Origin of the sequence: Rhodococcus sp. I2R (genome assembly GCF_020889545.1) — a bacterium.
Lineage (GTDB): Bacteria > Actinomycetota > Actinomycetes > Mycobacteriales > Mycobacteriaceae > Rhodococcoides.
In genome coordinates this window covers 1-14067 of record NZ_JAHUTG010000011.1, presented here as the reverse complement: position 1 = coordinate 14067, position 14067 = coordinate 1, and the positions used below count along the sequence as shown (strand labels likewise).

Genomic DNA, 14067 nt, shown 5'->3' with positions numbered 1-14067 from the left:
TATCGGTCAGCTGCGGTACTCCCACTGCAAGCGCCCCTCGACGATCTCGTGACGCCACCCACCAGCGAAGGGCGCTCCCGTCTCGAGGCTTTCGGCGAGGTTCGCGAGTAACGCGCTGATGGAGATCCACTGTGGCCCTCCGCCATCGGAATCCACTTTGTCGAAAATGGTCACACAGCCGTACAGCTCGCCCGGGCGGGTGTCGACGAACAGGAAGTTTCCGTCCAGTCCTGCGATCGGAATGAACTCGTCGAGGAAAGTCCACGCAGCTTTGCCTGCGGTGCCTTCGATCACCCGCGTCGGATCGTTCTGCGCGTCGCCGCTCTGCCATATGTCGGTCATCAGTGCCCGCTCGTCGAGCATCGCGTCGAGACCGAACAGCTCGTGCTGGGGGAACAGCGCCATCCACGGCTCACGCGGAAGCCCGTCGACGCATCGGAACAATTCGACGAGCTCGCTGGGCCACTCGACGCCGGTCTGCTGCGCGACCTCGGCGATGCGTTCGTCATCGGCGCCAGTGATGATGAAGTTCGGAATCGTCTTGCGAAACCACGCGGCAATTCGATCCCACTGCTGCCTCACATCGGACGACGGCGTCGAGTAGCGCACAGGCGGGCGCGCTGCGCGGGTGGCAGTAGCCGCTGCACGCTCTACTGCGGCGTGCCGTTCACCTTCGATCGCGTCGAGAACGAACTGCGTCAGGTCTGCCTTCGATGCCGCCGGGTCTCCGAAACCCCTGACCCAGGCAAACTCGGACCCCAATGCCACGAAGATGGGTGACAGCGGCCCGGCTTCGGCGGTCTCCCGATGCAGAAGGTCGAGGCCCGTATCGATGATCACGCGCAATGCATCGGCGCGCGTCGCCTCGCGCCCAATAATTGCAACGGACCGACCCGGTGTCGAGGTGGGGCACGCGACTTCCCATCGCACGGCATCGTCGGTATCGGTCGGCGTTTCCTCCGGTGCCACTATGCGGCGGGGGCGCCCTTGTTCGTCCAGCATCATCGCAGGAGTGAGCTCGAAGAGGTGCTGTTCCAGCCCGGTGTCTTCGCGGAAGCGTCGAAACACTCGATAGGTGACCTTGGAGGGCAGGATGATCTGCGCGAGGTCGACGAACTCCTCGTGCACCACCCCGTCGGGTGTCTCGACCCGCAACGGTGCCACTGCGTCGAATGTCCCCGACGCTTCGAGGGTCCACCCCTTCGGCACGTGGTCGGTGGGCGGACGGTAGGCCATATCGATGGTCACGGCGACCTGTCCGGGGCTCGACGCACTCACCGACACACCTGTGGGCGACGCCGACACCACCGACACCGGGCTCGGAACGGCGCGCACCCTCTCGCCCGTCGACACCAGCGTGTACCAACCTTTGGGGACCGCGATGTTCGCCGTGTTCACGATGTCCGAATCTACTTGCCAGCGGACCGACTCGCGGGTGGGGGCGGCTGTCCGCGCCACTGGGAGGTTGGCTCGGCGCACTACCACTCCGACCTCGTTCGATGCCCATGTCCGATTTATGTCGGTATCGTGGATTCATGGGCAGCAGCACCATCGACGACGGCTCGCACCAAGGTGGCGGCCGCCGACGTTGGCGTGCGGGCGACGGCATGACGGCCATCGGCGTGGTGTTGGGAATTCTGCTGCTCGTGGGCTTGCTGGTGCGATTCTGGGTGCTGATTCTCGCGGTCGTGATCATCGCTATCGCGGTGTGGCTGATTCACGACAGCAGGGTGCAGCGGCAGGTCCGCCGCGATCTGGAAGAGCAGCGGCGAGCCGATCTCCGATCACGCGCCGACGCCGAACATCAGGCCTTCCTGCGTGGCGAGCGCCGCGGGCTGTACGGGCAGTACGAACCGCCGGAGGTATGAGGGATCGACGCGTTGGTCGGGGGTTCGGCTCACTGCGGCCAGACGAAGATGACGAGCACCAACCACGGTTCGCTCGAGAGGCGACCACTCACTACGCACGCTAAAGTCCTGGGCATGTCACGAACGCTTCGTCGGTGGAAAACCCGCGCGCTGGCTGTTGCTGCGGCCGCTTGCCTTGCGGCAGGCTCCGGCCTCATCGTCGGCCCATCGGCCGTTGCGGCGCCCGGATCCGGATACGGCTTCGCCGCGGGCGGGACACTGCTCACGTTGCCGCAGGGTGAGTTGGACCGCGAGCTCGAAGCAGCCGCAGGCCTTGGCGCCCAGTGGCTACGCGTCGAGGTCAGTTGGCGAAACGTAGAACCGCAGCTCGGTGTCTTCGATTGGTCCAACGTCGACCGCGTGATCGACTCCGCGAACCGCCACGGTTTGCAGGTACTCGGACTCGTCAGTTACGCACCCTCGTGGGCTCAAGTACCCGGACCGTGGACGTTGACGCCGGGTGGTCGCCCGGCGGACCCGCAGGCATTCGGCAACTTCGCAGGTCGAGCGGCTGCTCGCTACGCGTCGACGGTCACCCACTGGGAAGTGTGGAACGAGCCGAATCTCCCCTTGTTCTTCTCACCCTTGCCTGACGTCGACGCCTACGCCGCAATCTTGCAGGCGTCGTACGGCGCGATCCATGCGGCGGTTCCCGGAGCGACCGTGATCAGTGGCGGGGTTGCAATCGGAAACAACACCGGCGTCACGGTAGCGCCGGAGACATTCGTCGAAGAACTGTACAAGCGTGGGGCGGCTGGCTACACCGACGCAATCGCAGTGCACCCCTACACATTCCCGTACACCCCGTACGATGACCAGCTCGGAAACTGGGACGATGTCGCGGCTGTGCGAGATGTCATGGTGCGCAATGGTGATGCTGGAAAGAAGATGTGGATCACCGAGTTCGGTGCGCCGACAGGGGTCGCACCTGATGCGGTGAGCGACGTTCATCAAGCCCGCATTCTCGCCGACGGAATCTCGGCGTCGGAGGGGCTCGACTTCACTGGCCCGGTCTTCCTCTATTCGATCCGAGACAACGGTCCCAACCTCGGTGATCGCGAGCAGAATTTCGGTGTGTTGAGAGGTGACTTTTCCGAGAAGCCGGCCGCGGACGCACTGCGCAACGCGAACTAGTACGCGACCACCTCCGTGCCGGTGGTGGGTGACCAGATGATCCGGCCGTTTTCGAAGTCGATTGCGCGACTAGCGGTTCCGTTGTAAGCGTATTCGTCGGTCGTCGGGAAACCGAGGTTTTCCGTATGCGCGGCAAGGATTGCTCCGTAGACAGCGTGAGTTCCTGTCGACGACTGACTGAAAATGCGGAAACCTCCAGGAATATCGAAGTCCTGGCGCCCGTTGACGAAGGGCCCCACCGGAACGTACTGCCAGTAGCGTGCAAGTCTGCCAACTTCTGGTGGCGAATTGAACCACCCGTTGTTGGTCAAGAATCGCGTGCCGTTCTCATGTTCCTGGCCGAAGCCGGCGGTGAGGGCGTACACGGGCAGTACCGGAGGCCCGAGCGCAGGGTCGGCGTTGGCGCTGAAAACCGAGCCCTCCTCCCGCTGAGGCATACCCATGCTCTGCAGTGCCTGGACGCCCCAGATCGCTGTTTTCGGAGTGTAGTCGGTGCGAACAACACCGAAGGTGTCCTCGGTGTGGTTGCTATCGGAGTTCGCATCGCGCACGGTATAGATGTAGAACGGCCCAGCATAAGAGACTTCCGTCCACTCCCTCAGTGAGGCCATCAGCAGGTCCGACTGGGCTTGTTCCGACAACACCGACGTTGGTGCTCCGTATTCGGTGATCCAGATCTTCTTGTCGCCCTCGTTATTTGCTTTCATCATTTCGTGCATCTGCAGCATTTGGCGCATTGGTGAGTTGTCGTACAGCGCCCCAAAAGAGAACGGGTGCTCGAACTCGTACGGATGGAAGGACAAAGCGTCGAAATGCCCTTTCAGTCCGGCGGCGTACATTTGGCCGAGAAAGTTGATGGCATGTACTGTTCCGTCTCCATCGAACGTGGGCCCGAGCGCACCGGCGACGACTATCGCGTTGGGATTCGCTCCCTTGATCGCTATGTAGGCTGCGCGCACCATCTGGGTATAGAAGGCAGCGTCCGGATCGGGCGAGAAGAACATACGACCGTTCGGCTCGTTCCAGATCTCGAACGACGAGATTCGACCGCTGTAGCGAGCCGCGGCGCTGGCCGCGAACGTTGCGTACAAGTCGGCAGTTCTTGGCCGAGCAGTAGGCAGTGGGTTGGACCCGTAGGCGGCCCACGGGGGGCATGACAGAAGGATTGCGAGAATCTGTAGGTTTCGGGCTCGAGCCGCGTCGACGATATAGTCCGTCATCGCCCAGTCGTAGGTCGATTGGGTGGGTTGCACGAAATACCACATGATGTCGATGCGAACGACAGTCCCTCCGGAGGCGAGAATGGCGTCGAGGGTCGCATCGATGTCGGCCTGGGTGCCGAAGAGCACGTTCGATCCGAGTGAGAAGCCCACAGGGAAGGTGTATCCAGCAGCGAGTTCGACCTCGGTCTCGGCGAGGCGCTCACGCTGATCGAAGCTGGCACCAGCGACCGCGAGCGCGCCGAGTCCGGCTACGGCAGCGGCAGCTCCGATGAATTGGCGACGGGAGGAAACGTGCATTGGTAATTCCTCTTGTTCTCTAGATCAGTGAAAGCCCTAGAAAAGCTATCAAACTACCAATTCGACCTTTTGCAAAATCGAAAGATAAGCGGAGAGATTCGTAGAATTCTTGGTGCGCGTTTCCAGTTGATTGCTTTGCATTCTTGGCTGATTGAATGGCCAATGGATACCTGCGAGCCGGTTGTTTACTATGGAAAGCTACGCCGATCAGCTGAGTGCATCGACGCACTCAGTGGTCGGTTTTATCTGCGGACAATTTCAGCCGGAAAGCCCGGGGACCACGCGATTCGACCGTATTCGAAGTCGACAACCGTCCGACCGGTCACGGGGTCCGTGTGCTCGCCTGTAACGGGGAAACCGACGGTCGAATCCCATGCCTCGAGGATCGCCCCAGCGACAACGTGCGTTCCGACGTCGGGTCGGCTGAAGACGCGGAGGCCACCTTCGGATCGCAGCTCTTGCATACCGTTTGCGAACAATCCATACGGTACGCGTTGAACAGCTCGTGCTGCCGCCGCAACCGCAGGCGGGGAGGTCGTGAACTCGCTTTGGCTGACGAATCGCGAGCCGTGCTCGAATTCCTGCCCCAAACCGTCGCCTATCCGGTACACCGGACTTACCGCGGAACCCAGATTCGGATCGGCATTCAACTGGAAGTACTCTGCTTCCGGTCTCAAGGGAATCCTCGCGGACATCAGCGCCGTCAATGCAGGCAGTGCCGGTTTGGGGCTGAAATCGCTGTGCACTACTCCGAAATTGTCTTCCGGGTCGCTCGACCCGGTATCGCCGTCGCGAACGGTATAGACGAAGAAGGGGCCGTGAAAGGCGACTTCCTGCCACTGTTGGACCGACTCGGTGATGAGTTCAGCGGCCCGCTGCTCATCGACAGCACTTGTCGGGGAGCCGTATTCGGTGATCCAGATCGGCACGGCGCCGTCGCCCCTGCTCGTCATCAACGCGTGCATCGTGATCATCTGACGCATGGGCGAATTCTCGAACAGAGTTCCATTCGCGAGCGGAGAGATGTAGTCGTACGGATGATACGAGAGCGCATCGAAGTGCCCCTGCGCACCGGCGTCGTACATCGCTTCGAGGAACTCGACCGGTGCGATGTTGATGTCGGATGTATCGGTGGCGCCCAAAGCGCCGGCGACGACGAAGGCCTCTGGGTCTGCCGCCTTGATCGCCCGGTACGCAGCAATCAGCATTGCCGTGTACAGAGCCGGGTCCGGTAGCGGCTCGAAGAAAAGTTTGCCGTTGGGTTCATTCCAGATCTCGTACTGGGTGATGGTGCCGCGGTAGCGGTCGGCGACCACGCCGGCGAAGGTCCCGTACCGCTGCGCGGACCGAGGGTGTGCCGTGTGCTTGTCGACGGCCCCCGCCCACTGGGGTGTATTGGTGATGGTTGCGAGAATCCTCAGACCGCGTGCGGCGGCGTGCTCCACGATCCGATCCATTGGGCGCCAGTCGAAATCGCCATCGAACGGTTCGGTGAACGTCCAGGAGACATCGACGCGTACCGAATCGACACCGGCGGACGCCGCGATATCGAATACGCGGGTGACGTCGGCATCCTCGGCCCACAGGATGGAAGAGCCGAGCGAGAATCCCACCACAAGAGTTGGCGTCGCGAAGCCGTCCGGCTCTTCCATGTCGGTCTCACCAGTTCGGGTGGCGCAAGCTGTGACGACGAGACCCGTCGCCGCAGCGCCGATGAATGCCCGACGGGACAGCCGTGTGTGTAGCGAACTCAGTGCCGTTCACCACCGATGCCGTCACGCACGGTCATGCGCGCCAATTCATGGCGGGCTTCTCGACGAAGTGGAACGTTGCGCTCGCGAGTACGAGTGTGATGAGCGAGACGGCTACAAGGCCCCATACGAGTCCGATGGGGGAATTCTGAACAGGTAGATGAAACCGCTCGGCCAAGATCATGACCGGGTAGTGCCAGAGGTACATCGACAGCGAGATGGTGCCGACGTATCGCAGTGGACGCCAGTCGGTGGCGACCGCGATCCAGGAGCGTTCACCTCGGGCCAGCGGGGCGATGATCAACAGGATGAGTGATGCCGCGGCGACCGAGAAGATCGTCGGTAGAAACCGCGGGTTGAGGACGAAAGCCGCGAGGCTTGCGAACGTGAACCCGAACATCGACGCGGCGAGCAACCACTGTATGCGGGCAGTGGACCAGGTCGCTGCCGCGCCGCGACCGAGGGCGACGAAGACTACCGCGGCGACCATCCCGATGGCGAAGTTGTCGGCCAGAGCGAGGAAGCTACGTGAGAGCACCGCTATCCAGTTGGGCCCCCAATACGCCTCGAGCGGTGAGTATTCGGGGTGTGCAGCTTGAAGCAGGCTCACAATGTAGTTGGTGACAACACCGATCACGAGCAGGACAGCAGGCCCGATCAGCGCCAGACGGTAAGCCGACAACTGTATACGTCCACGTAGGGCAAACGTTGCGAACCCGATGACCGGGAGCACGAGGTAGAAGCCCCATTCTGTGGTGAGTGACCACGCCGGGTTCAAACCTGTTTGCAGCGTCGAGGGAAAGAGTGACTGCGTCAGAGTGAACTGGGCCAGCAGGTTGAGCGGGTTGGTGATCATGCCGGTTCCTTCGTCGCCATCGGCCCATCCGACGGTGACAGGGCTGACGAGATACGACGCCTGCAGAACGAAGTTGCTGATTACGAAGATGAACAGGTAGCCAGGGAAGACTCGCCTCACCCTGCTGACGAAGTATTTCGCCGTGTCGGGCGCCGAAGATCCGGATTCGAGTCTCTTGATGAACGGCAGGTACAGCAGGAATCCGGACAAGACGAAGAAGAAGGTCAGTGCTTGTCCGAGAAAATCGAGGCGGGTCGCGTTGAGAATGCCCGGTGTGTAGTGCACCGCCACGTGCACGAGAATGACGCAGAGGCAGGCGAGGCCGCGTGGTCCCTCGAGTCCGGCCAGCCACATACGTTTCGCGCCCGGCGGTGTCGTGTCCCGTGGTGTCGCATCGTTGGCAGGGGGCGCCGCAACGGTGGGTTCGGTACGCCGGCGCCTAGCCATGAGCGACCTGTTCGGTTCGCACGAGCGTTTCATCCCGTTCGGGCACTATTCGATCCGCTGCGACGAAAACCAACAGCACGACGAATACCATCGTGACCGGGGCATGTGTGACGACGGGGAAGTCCAACTGCAGTGCGACGATGGCGAATCCGACAAAGGCCGCTCCCGTGACGCCCGATTCCCACGGGGACCTTCGTGCATTGCGGTGTGCGACAACGGCACCCGCGACGAGTACGAGCAGGAACGCGATGCCGACCAGAATTCCGCCGCGGTAGATCGACACGAGGGGCGAGTTGGCGACGTAGTTGGCGTTGTACCCGGCCACTTCGTCGGTGAACTCCGCGATACCCCAGCCTTTACCGAAGAGCCAGTGTCCGCTCATTGCCGCTGGGTAGTCGGCGAGAGCGGCGGCGCGATCGGTGGTGCCCTTGTCGTCCGATCCGAACGAGTTCAAGATCCGATCTCCCACGGCAGGGACGGTCAATGCGCCGGCGGCGAGCGCGATACCACCGGCGAGAATGCCGAAGCGGGCGTCGGTGCGAAGCCGCTGAAACGCGAGGTACACGAGAACTGCGACGACGACCGAGAACAATGCACTGCGGCTCAAGGTCACCACGAGCGCGCCACCGAGTACTGCGGAGAACATCAGGCGCGGCCAGCCGCGCAGCAGCGCCAGGGCAAGCGCCAGGCCGACGAAGGTGAAGATGCCGGCGACGTTGGGGTCGACGTACGTGCCGGTCAAACGAACCACCTGCGTCAGACCGTCCGAGTAGAACCGTAGATGAGTCCCTATGGTTCCCACCGTTCCGTACCCGATCGGAGACAGGTAGTTCATCCATGCGCCGGACTTGTCGAGGAAGAACATAGCGAGAGCGAATGCTGCGCCCAATCCGACGCCGTAGACGAATACCCGACCGAAGCGCTGTAGATCCGAGCGAGGAAGTCGCATGAGTGGGAAAACCACGGAGGTTGCCAGCAGCCACTTGACGAACTCTGTGTAGTCCGAGAACCCCACGGCCGTCGCGATTACGGACAGCAGCGAGGTGCCTATGAGTGCGTACAGGGCGAGTTCGATGGGGTCCGTTCTACCCAACTCGACGGGATGGAGCAGGGTCGATACCCAGATCATCAGAACGAGGATCAGCACGATCGGCAGAGGTAGACCCGGAACCACCGCGAACGGGGCGGCGCCGAGCACGAAAGCAAGCGCGAGAAAAGGCCATTGCGGCGAACAGATGGCGACTGCCAACGCACCCAGGCCACCGATCACCAGGACACCCAAGAACATCAGCGGCGGCTTCCCGCTGCCGAGAGCAATGCCGATGATCAATGGCAGTACGAGCACCAATAGCGCCGGCGTCAGAATCCGTGTCATGAGGCAGCCAGCCACTCGGCTACCGAGGTGTGGGGTTTGCGGTCGAACCACCTCGAGGAATTCGTTTGGAACAGCGCGTCTCCGATTGCCGTGGCTTTGTCTCGATCGAGCAGTAGTTCGCGGCACGCCGAGACGATTTCGGCCCTTTCGGGCAGTCCGGATACCCCCAGCACTGCTTCGAGCGAACCCACCGCAGCAGGTGTACCGACGACGGGCAGGCCGCGACTGGCAGCGTCGAGGATCTTCACGCGTACGCCCCCGCCGGTCATGATGGGTGCCACCAGGGCTCGGCAACTGTCGAGGAAGGCGTCGAGGTCGTCGACGAACCCGAGATCGCGCACGCCGTCGGGTAGGTCGCGTTGTTTCGCGGATGTATCCGGGCTCCCGACTATGCACAGCTCTGCACCGTCGATCCCGCGCGCGATATCGGGCCACCACTGGAGCAGTATCTCGAAAGCCTCCTGATTGGGCGGCCATTGGCGATCTCCGAGGAAGACCAGTCGGCGCGAGGATCCAGCTACGTCCACCTGCTTCTTCGGCGGGAGCGTGAGGTCGAGCCAGTGTGCGCGGGAAATTCCTGCGTTGCGGTAGAACTCGGCCTCCTCCTCGTCGTAGGTCCCGACGGTGTATGCGCCACGCGCCACCCGCAGTTCGTCCCGCAGGATCCGCCTCGAATCGAGCTTGCCGACGATTCCGCGGGTGGCTCCCCACACCAGTGTCTCGGACACGACGGTGTTGACGGCGAGTGGAACCGTACCGGCCTTGTCGGAGCGCAGGAACGGTTCGCCGAGGTACGTGTGATCTGCGACGAAGACATCGGACTCGGATTCGTTGATCGCGTCGACGAGTCCGTCGAGATCGAATCGGGTGTGCACCAGGGACCGGCGAGCCTTGACACTACGGAGTGCGAGTCCGGCGAGGTCGACCTCGCGCTTGGCTACGCGTCGGTGACCGTCCTTGGTCGATTCCGGTGTGGCGGACAGGCAGATGACACGAACATCGAACGACGAGCGGGCCATGTCCATCACAAGCTTTGCCATGGTCAGGTCACCGGTAGATTCGTGGCTTGGGTCCTTCGCCAGGAGAAACGTTGCTTTCTTCACTGTAGTGCCTCCTTTCGAGCGGACTTGCGAGGGCGACGGACCGGGCCGTAGATCGCGTGTCGGTAGAAGAGAACCATTGCGAATTCGCAATAGACACAGGCAATGGCGGCTCCGTACCCACCGAACTTGTATGCCAGTAGAATCACCGAGATCACTTTGACCACTGCGATTGCCGCGGTGGCCTTTACCCGCAGAGCGTCGCGGTGTTGAAGCGAAAGAATGACGGTGTAGACGTACGTGATCGAGCGGGCAAAGACGAACAACGCGAGAATCAGAGCAACGTAGCCGACGTCGTCGGCGCCGCCCCACACGAGGATGCCGACGCCGACCAGTGCCATCACCGCCGCCGTCGTCGATGCCACCCGAAGTATGTGCTTGGCGGGAGGTGCGGAATCGAGGTGCCCGTCCGCGACGCGCAGCGTGTTGACGAAGGTATTGGCGTAGTTCTGGCCGATCGAGGCGATGGCGAGCGCGGTGACGCTGGCGACCGAATAGTACCCGGCCACATCGTTTCCGGCGACAGCGCCGATGATCAAGACGTCACCCGACGCATAGGCCGCTGCGGCGAAGGCCTCGGCGGACAGCAGCAGGAATTCGCGTCGCGGACCGGGGAACTGGGGAGTGCGTCCGGGAACGTACCGCAGGGTGCTAGCCCAGATGGCGAGGTACGGGAGCAGATACAGGCTGCTCGAGACGAACAGGCTGGGAGACTCGGCGATGTACAGGTAGGAGCCGCCCAGCCCGATCGCGACGAGCTGGCGGATGGCGTCGAAACGCATGGTGATGTCCGGTCGGCTCGCACGCAGGTACTGAGATTTGAAGGTGTTGAACAGCAGTTCGCCCGCCGCGACGATCAGGGCGAAACCGGCTATGTACCAGTGTAGGTAGACGACTACACCGACGGCGCCGACGAGTGTCCCGAACAGCACTCGGGCGCAACGCTCGCGCTGGTAGTCCTCCTCGGAAATGCGCATCGACCGGATGTAGAACGCATTGTCCAGCGGAGCGTTGAGCAGTGCAGCACCGGCGAATCCCATTGCGTAGATGCCGTACTGATCGATGCCGAGGGAGTGAATCATCGCGGCGGTCCACACGAGCCCGAACACGCGGCCGCCGTAGCTCCAGAAGGATGCCAGTCCGGCTCGCACGAAGTTGTTCTCGGGCAGATACTTCATGGCTCTACAGCTTCGCCCATGCCGATACGAACGGCAGCACACACTTGTCGATGGTCCGTGCGCTGCGCAACTCGCGGACCTCGTCCTCGATCTTGTTCTGGGCGAACTCGTCTCGTAGCACGGTGTTGGCCTCGGTGGCGATGGCGTCGATACCTCCGTCGACGCCGATGGCGCCGCCCTCGGTCGCCATCTCCGCGAGCGAGCCGTCGAGAATGCAGATGATCGGTGTGTTGTAGGCGAAGGATCGGCTGACCGCACTCGATGCCGCGAACGCCTTGCCGTACGGGTTGTCTTTCGAGTAAGGGACTACGAGGAACCGAATGGAGCCGAAGAAGGCGTCCTCCTCCTCGTCGTTGACCTCGCCGAGAACTGTCACGCCGTCGATTGGGTCGAGTGACTCGGTGCCTCGCCCAGCGACGACGATGCCGATATCGTCGTCGAGTTGCTCGCGCAGCCGACCGATCAGGTCGAAGCCCTTGCCCTTGTAGACGTGACCGAACATGCCGACCGCACGTGGACGATCGATCAGCGCGGGCAACTCGTCCCTCGGCGGCACGAAGATGCGCGAGGCGATGGCCGTGGAGTCTTTCATCTTGATCTGCACGTTGTCGGCGCCGACGGTGGTGAGGGCAAAGAGGGTGCGACCCTTGGTGACTCGGCGCTGCAACCACGTCGTCAACGGCCGGGTGGGATAGTGCACAGCGTGGTGCAGGAGTCGGTACCGGTAGAGAAGCTTGGTCTTGAACGGCCACCACACCGGGTACGGAGCGTCGTGGATAGTGGAGGTCACGGGGATTCGGGCGGGCAGCCATGATCCCCAGAACGTCGCTTGCGAGCCGGCGCTCTGCTCGAAGTGGACGAGAATCGGCCCCTTCTTTTCGAGTTCGAGAACGACGCGGCGGATCTCACGGACGGCTGCGACTACCTCCGCCACCGATTCGTTCCCGTCGGCGGTAATGCGGTAGTCGGTCACTGATTCGAACTGAGGCGACACTGCTGCCACGAAGTCGTCGGCGTAGTCGCCCACGCCGCTCCTGCCCGCTGCAGGCGCAATGTAGATGAGATGTGTTCCGGAAAGATCCATGGTGGTTTCTACCGTTCAGTACAGCATCGGCCGGAAGATGGGGTGATAGTCGAGCGTCGAAACTCGTTGTCCCACAACTTTCGCAGGAATGCCGGCGACGATGCCCATGTCGTCCACTGAATCCCTCACCAAGGAGCACGCCCCGACGACGGCTCCGGCACCGATGGTCAACCCCTGCAACACTGTCGACCGACTCGCGACCCACGCATGGTGACCGATGTGAATGGGGGCGAGCTTGATGGCGAAATCATCGCTGTGTACAAGGTGGTGGCCGGAGATGATCTGTACATCGCTGGCGAGTACGACGTCGTCGTCGATGGTCAGGCCGCCGCGGCTGTCGAGTACACAATCGAAGCCGATGGAACAGTTGTTGCCGATGACCAGTCTATTCAGACCCAGCACCGTGGTGCCCATCATGATCGAGCTGTCGGTTCCGATGGTAGCCCCGAAGGCGCGCAGGAATCGCTGGCGGACCCAGTGTGACGGAACGTGGGTGATGGCCCAGTTGAACAGTCGCTCGCCGAACTGCAGTCGGCGGTTGGTGGTGTACCCGTCGATCATCGAAGAATCTTCCTCTCCATCAGCTTGACGTCGTGCTCGACCATGGCGGCCACGACGTCATGGAAGCGTTTGGTCGGTGACCATCCGAGCTCGCGGTTCGCCTTGGACGCGTCGCCGATCATTTCCGCGGAATCCGCAGGACGGTGCAAGGATTCGGCACTGGTGACGAGCTCGTCCCAGTCTTCGATGCCCGCCGCGCGGAACGCCGCATCGACGAAGTCGCGGACCGAGTGCGCCTCCCCGGTGGCGACAACGTAGTCGTCAGCGACAGGGTGCTCAGCCATGCGATATGCGGCGTCGACGTAATCAGGTGCCCAGCCCCAATCGCGGCGGGCATCCATATTGCCAAGCTCCAGACTTCGCTGACGTCCGGTGGCGATGGCGGCGACACCGGCGGTGATCTTTCGGGTGACGAATCGCTCCGGGCGGAGCGGAGACTCGTGGTTGTAGAAGATGGCGTTGCTCGCGTGCATACCGCGTGAGCGGTAGACCTGCACCATATGGTGACTGAATGCCTTTGTGGCTCCGTATGGAGACAGTGGGCTCACCGGGGTCTGCTCGTTCTGCGGTGACATGCCGGACCCGGCGAAGATCTCGGCGCTGGATGCGTTCACCAACACCCGCTTCGTTCCTGTCTTTTCTTGCAGCTCGTGCAGAGCGCCCAAGATCGCCACCACGGAAATGCCGTTGACGGCAGCAGTTTCGAGTGGCTCTTGCCACGAGTATCCCACCGAGGAGATGCCCGCAAAGTGGTACACGTAGTCCGGTTCGAGCGCAAGAACGGTGTCTTTGCATGCAGATGCATCGGACAATTCGACGGTGCGGAGCTCGAGCCCGTCGATGGCCGCGATAGCCGCATTGTGATGTGAGCCCGGTTGTATTGTTCCGGTGACCTGGTAACCATCGTCGACGAGTCGACGGGCGAGGTACGTGCCGTCTTGGCCGCCGACGCCGGTGATCAGCACCCGCGCAGTCATACGCCGGCTCGATGGGCCACGTCACCGGCTCCATTTCCCGCTGCTAGCTTGGACTGTTCGTCGACGTCGTTGCGGACCATCATCTGTACCAGCTCCGGGAATTCGACCTTGGGCTTCCATCCGAGTACGTCGCGGGCCTTGGCGGCATCACCGATCAGCAGATCTACCTCCGCCGGC

The 14067-nt window shown here is 62.3% G+C and carries 13 protein-coding genes; 2 read left to right on the top strand and 11 right to left on the bottom strand.

Annotation, left to right across the window (positions count from 1 at the left end; genetic code table 11):
- Positions 1–6: 6 nt before the first annotated feature.
- A complete protein-coding gene (locus tag KVY23_RS13135; RefSeq protein WP_230556823.1) occupies positions 7–1398 on the bottom strand; it encodes an SMI1/KNR4 family protein in 1392 nt (463 codons plus the stop codon).
- 137 nt (positions 1399–1535) lie between these two features.
- Here KVY23_RS13135 and KVY23_RS13130 point away from each other — a divergent pair, with 137 nt between their 5' ends.
- Entirely contained in the window at positions 1536–1868 is a 333-nt protein-coding gene (locus tag KVY23_RS13130; protein ID WP_206511916.1) for a hypothetical protein, read from the top strand.
- Positions 1869–1982: 114 nt separating this feature from the next.
- Entirely contained in the window at positions 1983–3041 is a 1059-nt protein-coding gene (locus KVY23_RS13125; protein ID WP_206511917.1) for a beta-galactosidase, read from the top strand.
- On the opposite strand, the gene KVY23_RS13120 is transcribed toward KVY23_RS13125, so the two are convergent.
- From KVY23_RS13120 to KVY23_RS13075, 10 genes are all read right to left on the bottom strand, one after another.
- The gene (locus tag KVY23_RS13120) at positions 3038–4561 is read right to left on the bottom strand and encodes a cellulase family glycosylhydrolase (RefSeq protein ID WP_230556822.1); all 1524 of its coding nucleotides are present in this window, start codon (positions 4559–4561) and stop codon (positions 3038–3040) included. The two genes, KVY23_RS13125 and KVY23_RS13120, sit on opposite strands and share 4 nt — an antisense overlap.
- Before the next feature lie 242 nt (positions 4562–4803).
- Entirely contained in the window at positions 4804–6213 is a 1410-nt protein-coding gene (locus KVY23_RS13115) for a cellulase family glycosylhydrolase (protein ID WP_230556821.1), read from the bottom strand.
- Positions 6214–6346: 133 nt separating this feature from the next.
- Positions 6347–7615, bottom strand: a complete 1269-nt coding sequence (locus KVY23_RS13110; protein WP_206511920.1) for an acyltransferase — start codon at positions 7613–7615, stop codon at positions 6347–6349.
- Complete coding sequence (locus tag KVY23_RS13105; protein WP_206511921.1) at positions 7608–8990, bottom strand: O-antigen ligase domain-containing protein; 1383 nt, start codon at positions 8988–8990, stop codon at positions 7608–7610. Before KVY23_RS13105 ends, KVY23_RS13110 begins: the two co-directional genes overlap by 8 nt.
- On the bottom strand, positions 8987–10093 hold the full coding sequence (locus KVY23_RS13100; protein WP_206511922.1) for a glycosyltransferase: 1107 nt from the start codon (positions 10091–10093) through the stop codon (positions 8987–8989). Before KVY23_RS13100 ends, KVY23_RS13105 begins: the two co-directional genes overlap by 4 nt.
- The gene (locus KVY23_RS13095) at positions 10090–11268 is read right to left on the bottom strand and encodes a lipopolysaccharide biosynthesis protein (protein ID WP_206511923.1); all 1179 of its coding nucleotides are present in this window, start codon (positions 11266–11268) and stop codon (positions 10090–10092) included. Before KVY23_RS13095 ends, KVY23_RS13100 begins: the two co-directional genes overlap by 4 nt.
- Before the next feature lie 4 nt (positions 11269–11272).
- Positions 11273–12352 carry a glycosyltransferase family 1 protein gene (locus KVY23_RS13090; RefSeq protein ID WP_206511924.1) on the bottom strand — a complete coding sequence of 360 codons (1080 nt, stop codon included), beginning with the start codon at positions 12350–12352 and terminating at the stop codon, positions 11273–11275.
- Between the two features lie 15 nt (positions 12353–12367).
- Positions 12368–12913: an acyltransferase gene (locus KVY23_RS13085; RefSeq protein ID WP_230556820.1), complete on the bottom strand. Its 546-nt coding sequence runs from the start codon at positions 12911–12913 to the stop codon at positions 12368–12370.
- Positions 12910–13890 carry a GDP-mannose 4,6-dehydratase gene (locus KVY23_RS13080; protein WP_230556818.1) on the bottom strand — a complete coding sequence of 327 codons (981 nt, stop codon included), beginning with the start codon at positions 13888–13890 and terminating at the stop codon, positions 12910–12912. Before KVY23_RS13080 ends, KVY23_RS13085 begins: the two co-directional genes overlap by 4 nt.
- Positions 13887–14067: GDP-mannose 4,6-dehydratase (locus KVY23_RS13075; RefSeq protein WP_230556816.1), on the bottom strand; the 181-nt coding region annotated here is incomplete at its 5' end. The genes KVY23_RS13075 and KVY23_RS13080, both read right to left, overlap by 4 nt.

Excerpts from the sequence above, each read along its gene's own strand:
- KVY23_RS13130 (WP_206511916.1), top strand. The coding sequence starts at position 1,536 with ATGGGCAGCAGCACCATCGACGACGGCTCGCACCAAGGTGGCGGCCGC.
- KVY23_RS13125 (WP_206511917.1), top strand. The coding sequence starts at position 1,983 with ATGTCACGAACGCTTCGTCGGTGGAAAACCCGCGCGCTGGCTGTTGCT.
- KVY23_RS13120 (WP_230556822.1), bottom strand. The coding sequence starts at position 4,561 with ATGCACGTTTCCTCCCGTCGCCAATTCATCGGAGCTGCCGCTGCCGTA.
- KVY23_RS13115 (WP_230556821.1), bottom strand. The coding sequence starts at position 6,213 with ATGGAAGAGCCGGACGGCTTCGCGACGCCAACTCTTGTGGTGGGATTC.
- KVY23_RS13110 (WP_206511920.1), bottom strand. The coding sequence starts at position 7,615 with ATGGCTAGGCGCCGGCGTACCGAACCCACCGTTGCGGCGCCCCCTGCC.
- KVY23_RS13105 (WP_206511921.1), bottom strand. The coding sequence starts at position 8,990 with ATGACACGGATTCTGACGCCGGCGCTATTGGTGCTCGTACTGCCATTG.
- KVY23_RS13095 (WP_206511923.1), bottom strand. The coding sequence starts at position 11,268 with ATGAAGTATCTGCCCGAGAACAACTTCGTGCGAGCCGGACTGGCATCC.
- KVY23_RS13090 (WP_206511924.1), bottom strand. The coding sequence starts at position 12,352 with ATGGATCTTTCCGGAACACATCTCATCTACATTGCGCCTGCAGCGGGC.
- KVY23_RS13085 (WP_230556820.1), bottom strand. The coding sequence starts at position 12,913 with ATGATCGACGGGTACACCACCAACCGCCGACTGCAGTTCGGCGAGCGA.
- KVY23_RS13080 (WP_230556818.1), bottom strand. The coding sequence starts at position 13,890 with ATGACTGCGCGGGTGCTGATCACCGGCGTCGGCGGCCAAGACGGCACG.